The following is a 19,812-nucleotide window of genomic DNA, read 5'->3' as shown; positions in this document are numbered from 1 at the left end:
ACTATCCCCTCCGGTTGAGCTTCTGCTCTATCCAAGCGATAATATCCTTTGTCACGCACGCTTTGCAGCTATCGTGCAGTATATCGTGATAACAGTCTTTGTAAAGCTTATACGCTACCTCGTTATGCCCCTTTTCGGTCAACATGGTAGCTATTTTCATCACAGCATTTCCGCAGCCGCCACGTTGGTCCTCAGCACCGGCAACCATATAGATTGGAATATCCGGAAGCCTGACAATCCCTTTTTTGCTCCTCAGCTCCTCAATAACTCGAATCATCTCCCTGTATGCCGATGCGGTAAGCATGCACCCGCAATTATCATCCTGAATGTACTTATCAATTTCTTCTCTGACCTTGCTAACCCAATAAAAGTCGCTGTAAACGTCACCGCCTCCGAGCTTGGCAGTCTGGTACATCATGTTGTGAACGCTTTCAGAGATTGAGTTATATCCCTTTCTCATGATGTGGTTGTTGGCGTTCATCTTGATGAAGCTGATACCGCCGGGGATCTCGAGATTTTCCATGGATACAATCATGGCGATATTGCCATATCTTATTGTATAGAGCTCACTGAGCATTGCGCCAAATCCGGCTCCAATTATTATCCTTGGAACATCTTCGCCGACTTCATTTGAGACTTCCCGGAACAGCGAGTCGATGTCGCCGAGCAGTCCCTCATAGGAGTTCTTGCGCAAGCCAAAGCAGCCCGGATGTCCCTGTTTGCTCATCCCATGTCCGATTAAATCATTTCCACATACATAGAATCCCGCATCGTTGAGCGCCGAAGCGAATTCTCTGTAACGAAGACTATGTTCGCTTATGTCGTGCACTATCTGAACTATCGCTCGCGGATGGACGTTGGTGAATTTGAAAGAAACAACCTGGCCCTCACCGTTAGCCGCTCTCCTGTATAAATCCCTGTATTCCGACATATGCCCCCCTTATGAATAAATATAGAAGGTGTGCGGTCTACGCACGCTTGGTAATGAGTAATTACTAATTAAAAATTAATATAGCAGCTATCACGCAAGGTCGATTATGCGCGGATAACATATCAAGTATAACATAAGAGACAGGTGCAATAAAAACACCTGTCCCATGCTGCAATTATCATTTTAAAAACTTTACCTGTCTGCTATACAGCAGCTACGCTGACTAGTAAACGGTTTTATTCCAAACTAACGAATATCAAACATAAGCCCATTATCCGAGACGTCAACTTCTATCGTCTGACCATCGACTACCTTGCTGCCTATTATCATCTCAGCGATTTGATTCTCAAGGTTGCGCTGTATGTAACGCTTAACCGGTCTGGCGCCAAACTCCTCGTCATATGACTCCTTAGCTATATAGCTGCGGGCTTCAGGTGACATTTCAAGCTCAATGCCTCTATCCTTAAGCCTTTTGACCAGTGACTCAACTGTCAAATCAACGATTTTCTCAATCTCCTCCAAATTTAACGACTGGAATACGATAATATCATCGATTCTGTTGAGAAATTCCGGTCTGAAGAACGACTTCAGCTGAGATTCCTGAAGGTTAGAGGTCATAATTATGATCGTGTTCTTAAAATCTACTGTTCTGCCCTGATTGTCTGTCAATCTTCCATCATCGAGGAGCTGCAGTAAAATGTTAAATACATCAGGGTGAGCCTTCTCAATTTCATCGAACAGAATAACGCTGTACGGTTTCCTTCTGACTGCTTCAGTGAGCTGTCCGCCCTCATCATAGCCGACATATCCCGGAGGAGAGCCCACAAGTCTCGACACAGTGTGTTTCTCCATATACTCCGACATATCGATTCTAATCAGATTTTTTTCTGTGTCGAACAGAGTTTCAGAAAGCGCCTTTGCCAGCTCAGTCTTACCCACGCCGGTAGGTCCGAGGAATATAAACGAACCGACCGGACGATTCTCATTCTTAAGACCGGCCCTTGCGCGCAATATCGCTTCAGATACGGCCTTAACACCTGCATCCTGTCCGATTACCCGCTTATGCAGAATATCGCCTAAATGGAGCAGTTTTTCGCGTTCTGATTCAGCCAGTTTACTGATGGGAATTCCTGTCCATTCGGAAATTACCGACTGAATTTCTTCTTCTCCCACTTCCTCGCGCAGCAGTCTATTTTCGCTTGATTGCTCAGTCTTCTCCTTGAGTCCCTCTATCTCCTTCTCGAGTCTGGGCAAATCACCGTATCTAAGCTTTGCGAGCTTCTCAAGATCATACTCTCTCTCAGCTGTTTCTATCTGATGACGAATCTCCTCTAATTCAAGCTTCTTGTTCTTGAGTTCCTGAATATTCTTTTTCTCGTTAGACCATTTAGCGGTCAGCTCGTCATTTTCACTCCTTAGATTAGCGAGCTCTTCGCTTATTGCTTCCAGCCTTACCTTGCTCGCCTTATCGTCCTCCTTGGATAACGCTTGCTGTTCTATTTCAAGCTGCATGATTTTACGTGATATCTGATCGAGATCGGACGGCATGCTGTCAATCTCGGTTCTTATTCTGGCAGCTGCCTCATCCATCAAATCTATCGCCTTGTCCGGCAAATATCGGTCGCTTATATACCTGTTTGAAAGTGTCGCACAAGCGATAAGAGCATTGTCCGTGATTCTGACACCGTGGTGAATCTCAAATTTCTCCTTCAGCCCCCTGAGTATAGAAATCGTGTCCTCAACAGTAGGTTCGTCTACCATTACCTTTTGGAATCGTCTCTCAAGAGCTGCGTCAGTTTCTATATATTTCCTATATTCATCAAGTGTAGTCGCTCCGATGCAGTGCAGCTCTCCTCTTGCCAGCTTTGGCTTAAGCAGATTTCCCGCATCCATAGATCCCTCTGTGCGACCTGCACCAACGATATTATGAATCTCATCTATGAACAGGATAATGTTCCCGTCAGATTTATCTATCTCATTTAAAACAGCCTTGAGTCGCTCTTCGAATTCTCCGCGGTACTTAGCTCCCGCAATCAACGAACCCATATCGAGCGAGAATATCGTCTTACCCCTCAGGCCATCCGGTACGTCACCATTGACTATTCTCTGCGCCAATCCCTCTACTACGGCAGTCTTGCCGACTCCAGGTTGTCCAATTAAAACCGGGTTATTCTTGGTTCTCCTCGATAGAATCTCGATAGCTCGCCTTATTTCCACATCCCTGCCGATAACCGGATCCAGCTTCCCCTTCCTAGCGGCATCAACAAGATCGATGCCATACTTATTAAGAGCATCATAGGTATCTTCCGGATTCTGATTAGTCACTCTCTGGTTACCTCGAACCATCGTTAGAGCTCTCATAAAATCATCCTTGTTGATACCGTACTTTGTCAGGATTCCGTTAACTTCGGAGTTTTTGGAATCAATAATTGCCAGATACAGGTGCTCAACACTGACATAATCATCCTTAAAATCTCCGGCAATTTTTTCAGCTTTTATAAGGACGCTGTTGAGTTCAGGACTCATGTATACCTGCCCATTACCGCCACTAACCTTTGGCATCTTCTCAAGATTTTTCTCTAAATCAGCCTTTAGCGCTCTCACATCTACGTTCATAGCTTCAAGAAGCTTAGGAATCAATCCGTCGCTGTCGCTTATTATGGCGTAATGTACATGTGCTATCTCTAACTGCTGATGCCCGTAAGAAGTTGCTAAATTTTGTGAATCGAGAATGGCACCCTGCATTTTCTGCGTATATTTTTCAATATTCATTGCCTTCCTCCTCATTTAATATTTCATGATCCAAGTCTCACTTGCTTACAAGATAATTATTAGCACTCGTCTGTGACGAGTGCTAATAATTATCGTGATGAAATTGTGAAGAACTTCTATGCTAATATAATCCCTGTAAGCAGCGTTGAATAAACCGAACTGGTCAGTGGATACAGTATCCTGCTGACTACCCCGAATAACAGCAACAACAATAAAACCAATCCGCCATACTGATACACTGTGTAGTACCAGCCGGTCTTGCGCAGATTAAACAGCTCCGTAACTAAACCGAATCCGTCCAGCGGCGGAACGGGGATGAGATTAAATATCATCAGTGTTATATTGATCATAACGACGTATAGCAGAACCTTGACAGCTAACCCCTGCACAGAATCTGTCAATATAACATCTCTGCCCCAAAGGTTAATCGCAAATCTGGATATGAAGGCGAATACTATCGCTATTATCAGATTCATCGTTACACCCGCGACGGATACGATAAACTCGTCTAAACGAGGCCTCTTATAATAACGATTATCTATTTGTACGGGAACACCCCAGCCGAATCCGCAAAAGATAAGCGCAAAGAAACCAAACGGATCAATGTGCTTTGCCGGATTAATTGTCAATCTGCCTTGTGCCTTGGGTGTCGGGTCTCCAAATGCATTTGAAGCAAACGCATGGGCAAATTCGTGGAACGAAAGCCCCACCACTATGCCCGGCAGCGTCAACAGCATATTGAAGAAATACGTCTTGGGATCTTTAAGTCCGCCATTTAAAAAGTTAGTAATCAGAAGCAGGATTAATATAATACCCGGTCCTGACCGCAATAAGCTGCTAAGTTTATCTCTCATATAAATATTCCTTTTTGTATTATTATTCTTAAGTGGCAAATAAATAGCTAGGCCAGAATTCCATCTATGCTGAACGTCTTGCAGTCTGTAATCCTGACATCGACAAGCTGACCTGTGATATCCCTTCCGGACGAGATATTAACCAGCTTGAAGCCATCAGTTCTTCCCGAATATGCGTTTTCGTCCTTACGACTCGCTCCGTCCACGAGCACCCTTACAGTTTGATCAGCAAGCATCGAATTGTTGCGCAGAGAACATTCGTTAACCACCCCGTTTAGGCGTTCAAAACGCTCGTGCTTGACATCGTAAGGTATCTGATCTGTGTAACCAGCCGCAGGAGTGCCCTCACGAGGCGAATATATAAATGTAAATGCTGAGTCGTATCCGACATACTCGACTAGCGACAATGTCTCTGCAAATTCATCCTCTGTCTCCCCCGGAAAGCCGACTATGATGTCTGTGGTGATTGCAATATCCGGGCATGCAGCTTTTAGCTTGTCAATAATTTCGATATACCTATCTCTGTCGTATCTGCGATTCATGCGCTTCAGTACAGTGCTGCTGCCCGACTGAACAGGTAAATGGATGTGCTTACACAGCTTGTTACAAGTGCGGAAGCAATCTATCAGATCGTCTGAAAGATCCTTGGGATTGGATGTCATAAATCTGATTCTCTCAATTCCTTCAACCTCGTTAATATATCTGACGAGTGTTGGGAAATCATTGCCTTCGCCGTCCTTAAAGGAATTTACATTCTGTCCCAACAGCATAACCTCCAACACACCGTCAGAAGCCAGCTTTTTAACTTCATCGACAACATCTGCAAGCGACCTGCTCTTTTCTCTGCCGCGAGTGTATGGAACAATGCAGTAGGTGCAGAAGTTATTGCAGCCGTAAGTGATATTTACAAGCGCCTTATGCTCATAAACCCTCTTAGGCTCCTTTTCATCCGGAATTACAGGGCTGTTTGCGGTGACGGAAAACTGCTTTTTGCCAGTTGCTATTCTTGAATTGAGGAGCCTCGGAAAATCACCAATTGTCTGTGTACCAAACACAACATCTACCCATCCAAAGCTCTTCTTGATTTCCTCCTGCACGCGCGGCTGTTGCGGCATGCAGCCGCAAACACAGACGATTCGGGAATCTTTATTTTCATCTCTGCGTTTTTTAAACTGTCCGAGCATGCCGTAAAATCGCTTATCAGCATGCTCTCGGACGCTGCAGGTATTCATGACTACAACATCCGCTTCATAAGGATCAGCAACAAATTCGTATCCCATGCCTTCGAGCATACCGGCGATATTCTCCGAGTCGTGCTCGTTCATCTGGCATCCGAAAGTAATAATGTGATATTTTTTCATGTGTTATTTGTTCTCTTGTTTCCTATCTCTGTTCATCAGCAGTTCAACTGCATCGCGAGGTTTGAGGTTACCATCTATCACACTCTTGACGGCATCTGTAATCGGCATCTCTATTCCCAGCTTAGCCGCCAGCCTGCTAGCGGCCTCGACTGTATAGAAGCCCTCAACTGTAGTCTTGATCTCGGCGACCGCTTCATCCGGTGTCATTCCACCTCCGATGAGCAACCCGCACCTTCTGTTTCTCGACAGATCGGAGGAGCATGTAACCATGAGATCTCCTATTCCTGACAGCCCTGCAAAAGTCTCGCTCTTGGCACCCATCGCTTCTCCAAGCCTGGAAATCTCGTGGATACCTCTTGTCATCAGAGCAGCCTTGGAGTTATCTCCGAATTTCATGCCGTCTGCAATACCTGTGCCAAGTGCAATTACGTTCTTAAGTGCACCTCCAAGCTCGACCCCGAGAATATCATCGCCGGTGTACACACGGAAAGTCTTGCTCATCAGTATGTTCTGAATTTCCTTGGCCGCATCATCGTCATCAGACGCAGCAACTACTGTAGTTGGGTAGTTGCGGACGATTTCCTCAGCATGCGAAGGTCCGGAAACTGCGACATATTTGTTATCAACTAAGGACTTTGCAATTTGAGACATAGTCTTAAGAGAATCGTTTTCGATCCCCTTTGCAAGATTTACAAGAATAGCTTCCTTGTCGATATACTTTGCAGATTTCTCGATAACGCGTCCAAACTGCTGAGCAGGAATCGCAAATATAACTATGTCACGTTTACTTACCCCTGTACGCAGGTTCGAGGTGAACCTGATGCTGTCAGCCAGCTTGGCTCCCGGCAAATACTTCTCATTTACCCTATTCTCTCGAATCCTGTTAATATCTTCCTTGTTACGGCCGTAGATCGTAACTCTATGGCCGTTATGCGCGATTACATTCGCAATCGCGGTACCGAAGCTGCCGTTTCCAATCACTGCTACTTTCTTCTTTGCCGAACCCTTGAGCTGTGGTATCTCAACGTCCTTGTAATAATCTGCCGCCGAATCCAAAACCTCAACCCTGGTGTGGTTGATCGATGTTGCCTCGTTGATAAGCTCGTCCCTGGAGCCGGACGCCAGTATATCATCATGTACCGAGCCAGTGAGCCCCATGTCTTCATCTTTATCAAATTTATCGAGATTATCGTGAGCCTTCTCTATATTCATGCTTGATTTTTCACCGGGAGTATCAAAGCTTTCGTCTGTATCTGTATTAGATTGTGCTGTGAGCTTCTCTCTGATTCTGGAACCAATGCTCAGCTCCTTCTCCTCACCATTCATCAGTCTCTTGATATTACCGCGGTGAGTGAACACTATTACAAGTGCCATAAGGATGGCGATTGGCAAATCCTTTGGGTAGTAGTACAGCATTAACAAAGGATACATGAGTGCTGCAGTAATTGAACCAAGAGACATCTTCTTGGATACTCCGGCAACTATAACTGCAATAAGAGCAGCTGCAAAGGTACTTGGCCAATTGATAGCCATGGCAGCACCTATAAAGGTAGCCACCCCCTTGCCACCCTTGAATTTAAAGATAACAGGATATATATGCCCGATAACAACAGCTGCAAATGCTAACATCGCACCGAGATTATTAAATCTTCCCTGTGCTATTGTTACAGCCACGAGGCCCTTGAGTATATCTATTACAAGAGTACAGGCCGCAGCCTTAGTTCCCAGAACTCTGAGCACATTTGTAGTACCGGCGTTGCCGCTTCCTGCCTTCTTGATATCGATTCCGTAGAAACGACCAATTAATGTAGCCGGCGATATATTACCGATGAGATATGCAATTACCACCATTATAGTCAGCGATACATAATTCATTAATTATCTCCCTTTTTCTCATTGAACAAGAACTTGATGGACGTTCCTTCAAAGTCATATGCCTCACGCAGCTTGTTCTCCAGATACCTTGAGTACGAGAAGTGCATAAGCCGGCGCGAATTTATATTGAACGAAAACAGCGGCGGTCTGGAGCCAATCTGACTCGCATAGTAAATCTTGAGACGTTTGCCCTTGTCTGAAGGCGGCTGCCTCATCATAACTGCATCCTCGATAATGCTGTTGAGCTTACCTGTTGTGATTCGCCTCGACCTAATATCCTCAATCTTAGCTGCTTTGTCTATTATGTCGAAAACCCTCCTGTTCTCCAGTACTGATACAAAGAGTATCGGTGCATATGACACGAAGCGGAGATCCGCTCTGAGCTTGCGTTCATAATCTCTCATGGTGTTAGTTTCTTTTTGGACAAGATCCCACTTATTAACGACAATCATAAGGCCCTTGCCGGCTTCATGAGCAATACCCAGAATCTTCTTATCCTGCTCTGTTAAGCCTTCGGCTGCATCAATCATCATTATGCAAATATCACACCGCTCAACGGATGCAACAGCTCTGATGACACTGAAATGCTCGATTGAATCGTTGACCTTGCTCTTGCGTCTCAACCCGGCTGTATCTATCAGAGTGTATTCTTTATCATTATACGAAAATGGCGTATCAATCGAGTCACGGGTAGTTCCTGCAATCGGCGAGACAATTACGCGCTTTTCGTTTGTGAGTGCATTTACAAGTGAGGATTTACCGACATTAGGCTTCCCTATAATGGCAATCCTGGTTGAATCTTCATATCCATAAAGCTCATCGTCCGGGAAGCCTGTCACGATTGCATCGAGCAGGTCACCCATATTGAGCATGTTGACCGAGCTGATAGCGATTGGTTCGCCAAATCCAAGCTCATAAAAATCATATATATCGTCACCAAGCTTGCCCGGATTGTCAACCTTATTGACAACCAGTATGACCTCCTTGCCCGTCCTTCTGAGGATATCAGCAACGTCATGGTCGGCAATGGTAAGACCTTCCTTGCCATCAACCATGAAAAGGATAACATCGGCGAGCTCCATAGCCGTAACCGCCTGCTCCCGCATCTGTGAGAGAATGATATCGCCGGTATTTGCTTCAATACCGCCCGTATCGATAATGGCAAATTCACGTCCGTTCCATTCAGTCTCGGCATAAATCCTATCGCGAGTTACTCCCGGAGTATCTTGCACTATAGCCTTGCGCTCTCCAATTATTCTGTTGAAGAAAGTAGATTTTCCTACATTAGGCCTCCCTACTACAGCGAGTATAGGTTTACTCATCAAAAATACCTCCTGCAAATTCCTGCGGATCGAACTCCTTGAGGTCATGCATACCTTCACCTACTCCAATGAACTTGATAGGCAGATCGTACTCGTCCGTCACCGTTATAGAGATGCCTCCCCTCGCTGTACCGTCAAGCTTGGTAAGTATGATGCCTGTGATATCAGCAATTTCACTGAATTCCTTGGCCTGACTGATAGCATTTTTGCCGGTTGTCGAATCGAGAACTATAAGAGTCTCACGTGAAGCATCAGGATACTCACGTCCAATGATCTTATCCATCTTTTCAAGCTCTTTCATAAGATTTGTCTTATTCTGAAGCCTCCCGGCCGTGTCGCATATGAGCACGTCGATATTGTTGGCTTTAGCTGACTGAACAGCGTCATATATTACCGCAGCAGGGTCTGTACCCTCATCGTGGCGAATTACTCGCACTCCTGAGCGATTTCCCCACTCAACCAGCTGGTCGGCAGCCGCCGCACGAAAGGTGTCCGCAGCTGCGAGCAAAACGCTCTGACCGCGCTCCTTGAAATAGTTGGCAAGCTTTCCTATCGAAGTCGTCTTGCCGCCGCCATTGATCCCGATCATAAGAATCACAAGCGGATAATCTGCCGATAGTTTGTTGCGTTCGCCCTTGTCCACAATTTCGGCAATGACATCAGATAGAGCCTTCTTTATTTCGTCCGGCTTGGTCAGATACTTGGCATTGACGCGCTTTTTTAGCATATCCATTATCTTTTCTGTGGTTTCAATACCAATATCGGAGACAACGAGCGATTCCTCAAGCTCTTCATAAAACTCCTCGTCGATATTAGGGTTCCCGACGATTACGTTTGTAACTCTCTCTGTAAATTTTTTAAATGTACTCTTGTCTTTGAAAAGTCCCATGTTTATCCTTTCCGTCCTGCGCTGTACAAATGCATTTGCCGGTGCGGTTATTCGTCTGCATACTCGTTTGGATCAAATCCATCTTCAAATTTGAGCGACAGAACCCGTGAAATTCCCTGTTCAGGCATAGTGACACCGTAGAGTACGTCTGCGTGTTCCATCGTGGCCTTGTGATGCGTTATAAGAGCAAACTGCACTTCTTCAAAGTGCTTGAGGTAATTGGAAAACCGCTCTATATTCGCTTCATCCAGCGCAGCCTCAACTTCATCCAGTATACAGAATGGCGTAGGCTTCGCCTTGATAACCGCAAACATAAGCGCAATGGCTGTCAGCGTTTTCTCTCCTCCGGACATAAGGTTGATATTCTTAAGTCTCTTGCCCGGCGGCTGAGCTATGATCTCGATTCCTGAAGCCAGCGGATCAGATTCATCCTCAAGCCTTAGCTCGGCGTGACCGCCGCCAAAGAGCTCGCTGAAAATCTCCTCAAAATTGATAACCACCTTGTCAAAGTTCTCCTTGAACTTGTCTCTAATCTTGCGCTCCATATTGCTGATAATAGACTTTAGCTCCTTCATAGCTGTGGAGATATCGTTTTCCTGAGCAGTCATAAACTCATACCTCCTGCTCACGGCCTTGTACTCTTCTATTGATGATATGTTTACATCACCCAGTTCGGCCATACGAAGTTTGATTTCCTTAGCCTCTTTGTTGCCGGCAGTGATTCCGAAATTCTCATCGCGTATATCCTGAGCCTCTGCGAATGACACCTCGAATTCATCCCATAGTTTATCCTTCTGAGTATCAAGCAATGTCTCACTTCTGGTGCTCTTGACTTCAAGCTTGTATTTAGCGTCCTGCAGCTCGGTCACATCGCGGATCAATTCCTTTTGATTAGAAATTGCAACTTCATATGCAGCCTTGTTTGAGTCGATTTCTTCTCCTAATGCCTTTATCTTATCCTCCAGCTGTTTCCTGCGATTCTGCAGCTCTTCTATCTTATCACTCGACTCTGCATCGCTGCTTGTCAGCATGTGGTGCTTCTCATCGAGCTCCTCGTATGACATACGGGCATCGTCGATTTCATTTTCAAGATCCGTTACAGTATCCCTGACACGCTCTATCAGCTCATTAAGTCCAAGGATCCTGGCATCCTGCTCGCTTAGCTGCAGCTTGTTCTCAAGTGTTACCTCTCGTAACCTGTTAACACGTGAATCGTATCGCTCAGCATCTACCATCAGCTCCTCAATATGATTGTTGAGCTTCTCAATCCTCGTATCAGTCTCGGATATTTCAGCCCTGTGCTTGTCTACCATCTCCGTAGCTTTAGCGATATCACCATCAAGTGTCGCAAGCTCACTGCTAAACTGCTCTCTATGCGCACCAGCATCCTCAGTTAACTTCTTGATTCTATCAAGCTCGCTTCCTATAACACTCTTGTCAATTTCTATCTGATGCAGCTCATCGTAGCACTGCGCCCTTGACTCCTTGAGTGCCGCGACATTGGCTTCACCCGCGGCAATCTTATCTCTATGCTCAGCAATCTGTTCTCTCAGCTTATCGGCGATTTCACTTAGTTCCTTGATTTCGTTTTTGCGCTCAAGTATATTGGCTGATTTGTTCTTGTACCTTCCACCGGTGATCGCACCGCTGGAATTGATAACCTCTCCATCCGTCGTTACAATCCTATATCCGCGGCTCGACATCTTGGAAATTCGAACGGCATCATCCATGTTGCTTGCAAATATAACTCGTCCCAGCAGGTACTCAAGTATGACGTGATATTTTTCGTCCGCTCCCACTATTTGGGAAGCTATGCCGAGATAGCCGGGAGAATTTTCAATATCTCTTTCCTGATATTGCTTGTTATACCTGAGAGATGACAGAGGCAGGAATGTCGCTCTACCGGCTCTGTTATCCTTGAGCCATCTCACAGCTGCCTTTGCTGATGCATCGTCATCACAGACTATATTCTGCATAGCCGCTCCGAGCGCAGTCTCTGTCGCTATCTCGTATCCTGAGGGTACCTTGATAAGATCTGAAACCGTACCGAAAATTCCATTGACATGCTGTCTCATAAGCTGTCTGACAGCATTGTTATAGCCTTCGTAGTTGCTTTCCATCTCTTCGATGGTGTTTTTACGAGCCAGCGTGCGGTTATACTTGTTACTCAGCTCTGCAATCTGCCTATTCCGTTGATTGGACGTTTCTTCAAGCTCTCTGATCTGCACGACAATCTCGTTGATCTTTGAGGCTGCGTGGCTCTGCTTGTCTTCAACCTCAGCAAACTGTGATTCCAGTGACTTGAGCTTGCGAGCATTTTCAGCATCAGTCTCATCCTTGCCGCTGTATTCCTCATTCAGCTGATCTCTTCTATCATTAAGCGTGCTGACATAATTCTCGAGGGTTGTAATATCGGCCCTGCGGGTTACATTTTTGTTCGTCAGGCTGATAATGTCGTCCTTACTGTTTTCAATCTCTGTATTGACGGCCTCAAGCTTTCGCTTGCTATCGTTGAAATCCGCTTCTGCCTGAGCCAGCTCTCTCTCAACCTGCTCCTTTTCAGCTCTATAGGATTTTTCGTTAGCCTCAAGCTCTCCGAAATTTCGCTTTTCAGAATCCAGCTTAGCCAGGTTGTCTGAAATTACAGCTTCAAGCCTTGCGAGCTCTCGCTCAATGCTTTGAAGCTTCTCTTCGTTTACCTGTCCACGGCTGGTTACAGTGTTGAGCTCATCTATTCTATCGAGAAGCTCAGCATTGGCATCTTCATACGATTGATCGAGCGCTGCCGAATTGAGTCTTCTCTCTTCGATCAGGGCTTCGATAGATTTACCCTTCTCATCCATCTCGGATAGCGTAGCTTCCATGTCGAACAATTCAGCTCGAGAAGCCTCAACCGTACGGATCAGACTATCGATATTGTGAATAATTATATTTACGCCGACGTATTTATATCTGTCGCGAAGCACTATGTATTCGCTCGCCTTTTCCGACTCTTCCTTAAGAGTTCCAATACGGCTTTCAATCTCGGAAATGATGTCCTTGACGCGTTCAAGGTTATCAGAAGCCGCCGCCAGCTTTCTCTCAGCTTCTGCCTTGCGACTCTTATAGAGCACAACTCCGGCAGCCTCTTCGAATATCTCCCTGCGGTTCTCCGGCTTAGTGCTCACAATATCCTGGATTTTTCCTTGGCCAATAATTGAATATCCGTCAACTCCAATTCCGGTATCCATAAACAGCTCTTTGATATCTTTCAGCCGACACTGATTGCCATTAATCAAGTATTCGCTGTCTCCCGACCGATACATGCGGCGTGTTACCTGAACCTCGTTGTATTCTAGCGGTAATATTCCAAGCGAATTATCAATGACAAGTGACACCTCGGCCATACCCTTGGGCTTTCGCGTCGCAGTTCCGGCGAATATGATATCATCCATTTTACCGCCACGCAGCGACTTAGGACTCTGCTCGCCAAGTACCCAACGGAGGGCATCGCTGATGTTGCTCTTACCACTTCCGTTAGGTCCGACTATACATGTTATTCCGTCGTTGAGGTCAATAGTCACCGGGTCAGCAAATGACTTAAAGCCCTGTAGCTCAATACGTTTAAAATACAAGCTATATATCCCCTTTCATAAGTGCATCCGCTGCAGCGGCCTGCTCAGATTCCTTCTTGCTCTTGCCTATTCCTCTACCCAGCTCATTGCCGTCAACAAGCACCGCTGCCACGAACTCCTTGCTATGGTCCGGACCTGCCTCATTCACTATCTGATACCTGATATTAACTCCCTTGATATAATCCTGCAGCTTCTCTTGCAGAAGAGTCTTATAATCCTTATACAGCTCCCCCTTAACTGCAAGTCTAATCTTATCTGCAAAAAGATCCAGCACCACTCGCTCAGCTGCAGCATATCCTCCATCGATTATCATCGCACCGATAACGGCTTCGACAGCATCTCCGACAATTGATGTTTTCTGACGACCGCCACCATTTTCTTCACCATGACCCAGCTTCAGATATTCACCAAGCTCAAGCTGACTAGCTACCTCAGCAAGAGATCGCTCACACACGACATCTGCGCGAGTTTTTGACAATACTCCTTCGTGCGCCTCCGGCATAACCGCAAACATCTTCTTACCGATTATTGCATCGAGAAAAGCGTCTCCGAGAAACTCAAGCCGCTCATTGTTGAATTCATAGTGCTTACCATGCTCAGAAGCGTATGAGCTGTGAGTGAGTGCAGTCTCCAGCAGCTTTTCATTTTTGAATTTATACCCTAATTTATTTTCTAAGCTATCCATTTCATCCTAACCTATACATGACTTATGCATAACACTGCCGTGTGAATGCTATGTATCCGAAACCTGATATTTCTACGCTTCTGCGTTACCATCCGTTACTTCAGTTTTGTATTCGCTAAGCTCATCGTTATCAGCCAGAGCTTTTTCAATCTGCCCGGTCACATCTGACGCTACATAATCTCGGGCTTTGAGGATTGCATTATAGACAGCGTAAGCCTTAGAACTACCGTGAATCTTGAGAACCGGTCCCTTGAGTCCAAGAATAGGAGCTCCACCTTCTTCTGAATAGTCGAATTCCTTCTTCATTTCCTTGAGTTGCTTAGACAGCATAAGCGCAGCAATCCTGGAGATAGTTCCCCCTAGCAGAACATCCTTGAGCCTGCCCATGATCGAAAGCGCCAGACCCTCCGAGCTCTTGAGGAATACATTTCCTGAAAATCCGTCAGTAACGACAACATCGCAGACACCAGAGGCAATCTCGCGACCCTCAACATTGCCTTTGAAATTGATGGAGCTATTAGCGAGAAGTTCATGAGCTTCCTTATGAAGGTCATCTCCCTTTTCAGCCTCTGTTCCGACGTTAAGCAGTCTTACGTCCGGATGCTCAATACCTTTGACATTTTCCACGTAAATGCTGCCCATAATACCGAACTGGTACAAATATTCAGACTTGCAGTCCACATTTGCACCACAGTCTAAGAGAAGTGTCGTCTCATTCTTGCCAATCTGCGGAAAAAACGCTGCAATTGCCGGTCGCTTGATACCCTTGATACGGCCCAGCCCCAGAAGTCCTGCGGCTAGCAGTGCACCCGTGCTGCCACCAGAGATAAACACGTCGCCATCTCCTGCCTTGATCATCCTCATTCCAACATTGACTGTAGCATCCTTCTTCTTGCGTACTGCCATTGCGGGAGCTTCGTTGTTGGTTACAGCCTCGGTTGCATTTACAACCGCAATGTTGTCTCCATCCCACCCCCGCTTCTCCAGTTCGGTACTGATAAGCTCTTGAGCTCCAATTATTGTAATCGTATCCTCTATCTTTCTAGCGGCAGAAATCGCACCCTTGACGATTTCCTGTGGAGCGTAATCTCCACCCATGCCATCAATCAATATATTCATAATCCCTCCGCTATAATGCACAAACAGAATTAAGCATAATATTATACCATAAACCCCTGAACCTTGTGAATTTCTGAGGGTTATATTGTATATCGAGCATGAAAAAAGTGCTGTTATCCGGAGTCCGGCCGCACACAGCACTGTATTGATCGACATCGTATTCATCTGAGTCTGAGCTGACCACACGCCGCATCGATATCAGTACCTAGAGTCCTTCTCACTGAAACCGCAATGCCGTGTTCCTCGAGTGTCCACGCGAAACTTCTGACAGTTTCCCTGTTAGATGTGAGGTAGCCTGTACCGTCTACCTCATTGAGTGGAATCAGATTAACATGAGTAAGCCAACCCTTGAGATGGCTGGCAAGTTCTAGCGCATGCTCCCTCTGATCATTGACACCGTCGGTGAGCGCATATTCAAAAGTTATACGTCTCTTAGTCGACTCTGTGTATGTCCTGCATGCTGCGATGAGATCTTCGTACGCATATCTCCTTGCAATCGGCATGGTACGTCTTCTGATATCGTCATTGGGCGCGTGTAGCGATACCGCTAGATTCACTTGAGGAAAATCTTTCCCGAATTGCTCAATCATCGGCACAAGTCCGCACGTAGATACGGTAATATTCCTCATTCCGAGATTGTACCCCTGCTTGCTGTTAATGAGACTGATAAATTTTGATAGTCCTTCGTAATTATCAAAGGGTTCCCCTATGCCCATTATTACGACATGCCCAATGTCCTCGCCGGTCAACCTGCGCATCTTGAGAACCTGTGCCAGCATTTCTCCGCCAGTCAGCGATCTGTCAAGTCCTTTGCGTGTCGATGCACAGAACGTACACCCCATACGGCATCCGACTTGAGAGCTGATGCATATTGAGTTGCCGTAATTATATTTCATATATACGGCTTCGACGCGTGCACCATCCGAAAACTCAAATAGGCATTTACAAGTTCCGTCCTGCTTTGACTCCTGAACGGTAACCGCTCCGGGCATATCGATATAGTAATCTTGAGCGAGCGCACCTCTAAGCCTCACTGGTAGATTGCTCATCTCATCGAACGAGTCGACACCCTTTGAAATCCACTCAAATATCTGTTTGGCTCTAAACTTTTTCTCACCGTATGAAGAAACGACCCCGGCTAATTCGTCGGGATCGAAATCTGCGATGTTGAGCTTAGAATTATTTTTGTTATCTTCACTCATAATATTTATTGCTCTTAATACTTAGCTACTGCAAGTCCGGTATTGTGACCATTGATATCAAACACATCCAGGCCTGTAGCTTCAACAACAGCATCGGCGAGAGTCTCTTCCTTGATATGATCAATCGCACCTAGAACAGCCGCCTTCACATCATCATCTGCCTCCAAGCTGATGGTTATGTGGTCAAGCATCTTGAAGTCGTGCTGCTTGCGAAGCTGCTGAACCTTAGAAATAACCTCACGGACATATCCCTCGCTGACAAGCTCCGGAGTTAGAGTTGTATCCAGGATAGTGAAAACGTTGTTCTCCATACCCACAATAAAGCCTTCCTTTGCCGAAATACGTACATCGAGGAATTCTTCAGTGATGTCGTACTCAGTACCACCGAGCTCCAGCTTAACAGAACCGTTTGCGACATTTGCCAGGAGCTCCTTGGCATCCAGCTGTGCCAGCTTTGCGGCAAACTCCTTGATATTCTTCCCGAGCACCGGTCCGGCTGTCTTGAAGTCCGGCTTAACTGAGAAGTTCATGTATTTATCCAAATCGTTTTCAAACACGACATTCTTGACGTTGAGCTCCTCGGTGATCAGGGGTACGAGGTCGCTGATCAGGCTCTCGTATTTACCGTCAACGATTACCTCGCTGAGTGGCTGTCTGACCTTGAGTCTCTCTTTTTCTCTGGTTCCTCTTCCAAGGTTAACAAGAGTCTTGACTAGACCCATCCTATCCTCAGTTTTTTCATCGATGAGTTCTTTGTTGGCAACCGGGAAGTAGGCAACATGAACGCTCTTATCTCCTGTCAGCTTGACATACATTTCATCGGAAATAAACGGAGCGATTGGCGCTATCATCTTGATTGTACCGAGAAGAACCTCATAAGTAGTTGCGTAAACGCTCTTCTTATCGTCAGTCATTCCCTCGGCGTAGAATCTTCTTCTAGCTCTTCTGATGTACCAGTTGGAGAAGTCCTCTACTACGAAATCGTTGATTGCTCTGACTGTCTTCATATGGTCGTACTCATCCATGTGTTCAGTGACCTCAGCTGCAAGCCTGTTATATCTGGAGATAATCCATCTGTCCAGCTCCGGTCGATCTGCATAAGGAACCTCTATTTTCGCCGGATCTATGTCGTCCATATTTGAGTATAGTACAAAGAAGTTGTAGATATTTCTGAGAGTACCGAAGAACTTGCTCTGCACGTCCTTAACTCCTTCCACATCAAACTTAGTTGGTGTCCAGGCCGGTGATACGGATACCAGATACCAACGTATTACGTCAGCTCCGTACTTACTCATCATCTCGAACGGATCAACTGTGTTTCCTACATGCTTGGACATCTTCTTGCCATTTGCGTCGAGAATCAGGTCGTTAACCAGTACGTTCTTGTAAGGTGCTTTGCCCATGATGAAAGTGGATATAGCCATCAGTGAATAAAACCAACCTCTGGTCTGGTCAATACCCTCACAGATGAAATCAGCCGGGAACAGCTCACTTTCGAATCTCTCCTTGTTCTCAAATGGATAATGCCACTGTGCAAACGGCATCGAACCCGAGTCGAACCAGCAGTCCATAACATCGGGAATTCTCTCCATAGCCTTGCCGCAATGAGGGCACTTGAAATGAATATCATCTACATATGGTCTGTGAAGCTCTATTGTCTCCGGATCGACATCCTCTATTGCCTTTTCAGCCAGCTCAGCACGGCTGCCGGCACCCTCAAGATGTCCGCACTCACACTTCCAGATTGGAATTGGAGTACCCCAGTATCTGGCTCTTGAGATGTTCCAGTCCTTAACATCAGAAATCCAATTGCCGAATCTCTTCTCGCCAACATATGGCGGATACCAATTAACTTTATTATTATTCTCAACCAGCTGTTCTCTGAGCTTAGTCATCTCAATATACCAGCCGGGCTTTGAATAGTACACCAAAGGTGTATCGCACCTCCAGCAGTGTGGATAGTTGTGAACCATCTTCTGTTTAGCAAATACCTTGTTCTCAGCTGCAAAATGCTTGAGTATCTCTACATCCAGACCCTCGTCCATAACGAATCTACCCTTCCATGGAGTTGCCGTAAAACATCCTCTCTCATCAACCGGTTCTGCAAAATCAACACCATATTTGCGGCAAGTATTATAGTCGTCTTCACCGAAAGCATATGCCGTATGAACAAGACCTGTACCGTCATCAACTGTTACATAATCTGCATTCGCTATGAAAAAGCCTTTAACCTTTTCCGGATCATCGCCATATACAAATGTCGAAAGAGGCTCATACTCAACGTGCTCGAGCTCCTTACCTGTCATCTCATCGAGAACCTCGTATTTGCCCTCTCCGAGAACCCTATCGGCAAGATTCTTGGCTACGTAGAATACGTTGCCTTCTTCGTCGCCCTCAAGCATCTTAGCTCTGATGTATACAACCTCTGGACCTACTGTAATTAAAATGTTAGAGGGAAGTGTCCACGGTGTTGTTGTCCATGCTAAGAAATACTCATTATCTCTGTCTCTGCGTTTGAACTTGCAGGTTACTGTGAGGACCGGATCCTCCTTATAGCCCTGTGCAACCTCGTGAGAAGCAAGACCTGTTCCGCATCTGGCGCAATATGGCAGAACCTTGTGACCTTCGTAGATTAAGCCCGCATCAAAGAACTTCTTGATTATCCACCATACAGATTCGATATAGTTATTATCAAATGTGATATACGGGTCATCCATATCGGCTAAATATGCCATTTTCTCCGACATCTCACGCCATAGACCTGTGTATTTAAAGACGGAGTCCCGGCACTTCTCATTAAACTCCTTGATCCCGTACTTCTCGATATCGCCTTTGCCGGACATACCGAGCTGCTTCTCTACCTCAATTTCGACCGGAAGTCCGTGTGTATCCCATCCAGCCTTTCTCTTTACCTGGAAACCCTGCATAGTCTTGTATCTGTTGATGGAATCCTTGAGCGTTCTAGCCATCAGATGGTGTATACCCGGCTTACCATTGGCTGTCGGAGGCCCCTCGTAGAATACGAAGCTTGGTTCACCTTCTCTCTCTCTTACGCAGAGCTCCAGAAGATCTATGTCGGCCCAATGCTTGACCTGTTCTTCTTGAACTTCCGCTACTGATTGCTCAGATAAGTTTTCAAACATATTTTCATCCCTTCCTCTAACATTAATTATTGTAATAAACAAAAT

At 45.8% G+C, this 19,812-nt stretch carries 12 protein-coding genes; all 12 read right to left on the bottom strand.

Annotation, left to right across the window (positions count from 1 at the left end; all coding sequences use genetic code 11):
• Position 1: 1 nt before the first annotated feature.
• Positions 2-931: a serine aminopeptidase domain-containing protein gene (locus tag HMPREF0581_RS05310; RefSeq protein ID WP_036381014.1), complete on the bottom strand. Its 930-nt coding sequence runs from the start codon at positions 929-931 to the stop codon at positions 2-4.
• Between the two features lie 246 nt (positions 932-1,177).
• Positions 1,178-3,703, bottom strand: coding sequence for an ATP-dependent chaperone ClpB (clpB, locus tag HMPREF0581_RS05305; RefSeq protein WP_036381012.1), 2,526 nt, complete (start codon positions 3,701-3,703; stop codon positions 1,178-1,180).
• 116 nt (positions 3,704-3,819) lie between these two features.
• Positions 3,820-4,557, bottom strand: coding sequence for a site-2 protease family protein (locus HMPREF0581_RS05300; protein ID WP_051426945.1), 738 nt, complete (start codon positions 4,555-4,557; stop codon positions 3,820-3,822).
• A 47-nt stretch (positions 4,558-4,604) separates the two neighbouring features.
• Entirely contained in the window at positions 4,605-5,918 is a 1,314-nt protein-coding gene (miaB, locus tag HMPREF0581_RS05295; RefSeq protein ID WP_036381009.1) for a tRNA (N6-isopentenyl adenosine(37)-C2)-methylthiotransferase MiaB, read from the bottom strand.
• 3 nt (positions 5,919-5,921) lie between these two features.
• Positions 5,922-7,793 (bottom strand): glycerol-3-phosphate 1-O-acyltransferase PlsY, encoded by a 1,872-nt coding sequence (gene plsY / locus HMPREF0581_RS08535; RefSeq protein WP_084645357.1) that lies wholly within the window; start codon positions 7,791-7,793, stop codon positions 5,922-5,924.
• Positions 7,793-9,115 (bottom strand): ribosome biogenesis GTPase Der, encoded by a 1,323-nt coding sequence (gene der, locus HMPREF0581_RS05285; protein WP_009644837.1) that lies wholly within the window; start codon positions 9,113-9,115, stop codon positions 7,793-7,795. The genes plsY and der overlap by 1 nt, the downstream gene beginning before the upstream one ends.
• On the bottom strand, positions 9,108-10,004 hold the full coding sequence (ftsY, locus tag HMPREF0581_RS05280) for a signal recognition particle-docking protein FtsY (RefSeq protein WP_009644632.1): 897 nt from the start codon (positions 10,002-10,004) through the stop codon (positions 9,108-9,110). The genes der and ftsY overlap by 8 nt, the downstream gene beginning before the upstream one ends.
• 47 nt (positions 10,005-10,051) lie before the next feature.
• Positions 10,052-13,618 carry a chromosome segregation protein SMC gene (gene smc / locus HMPREF0581_RS05275; RefSeq protein ID WP_036381005.1) on the bottom strand — a complete coding sequence of 1,189 codons (3,567 nt, stop codon included), beginning with the start codon at positions 13,616-13,618 and terminating at the stop codon, positions 10,052-10,054.
• Between the two features lies 1 nt (position 13,619).
• Complete coding sequence (rnc, locus tag HMPREF0581_RS05270) at positions 13,620-14,303, bottom strand: ribonuclease III (protein WP_036381003.1); 684 nt, start codon at positions 14,301-14,303, stop codon at positions 13,620-13,622.
• A gap of 72 nt (positions 14,304-14,375) precedes the next feature.
• A complete protein-coding gene (gene plsX / locus HMPREF0581_RS05265) occupies positions 14,376-15,422 on the bottom strand; it encodes a phosphate acyltransferase PlsX (RefSeq protein WP_036381000.1) in 1,047 nt (348 codons plus the stop codon).
• Between the two features lie 161 nt (positions 15,423-15,583).
• Positions 15,584-16,624 (bottom strand): 23S rRNA (adenine(2503)-C(2))-methyltransferase RlmN, encoded by a 1,041-nt coding sequence (rlmN, locus tag HMPREF0581_RS05260; protein WP_036380998.1) that lies wholly within the window; start codon positions 16,622-16,624, stop codon positions 15,584-15,586.
• A gap of 14 nt (positions 16,625-16,638) precedes the next feature.
• Entirely contained in the window at positions 16,639-19,767 is a 3,129-nt protein-coding gene (gene ileS, locus HMPREF0581_RS05255; protein ID WP_036380996.1) for an isoleucine--tRNA ligase, read from the bottom strand.
• Positions 19,768-19,812: the final 45 nt, after the last annotated feature.

It is taken from the genome of Mogibacterium timidum ATCC 33093, assembly GCF_000525775.1.
GTDB lineage: Bacteria > Bacillota > Clostridia > Peptostreptococcales > Anaerovoracaceae > Mogibacterium > Mogibacterium timidum.
Note: the sequence above shows the minus strand (reverse complement) of the source record. Positions and strands in the feature narration are given on the sequence as shown.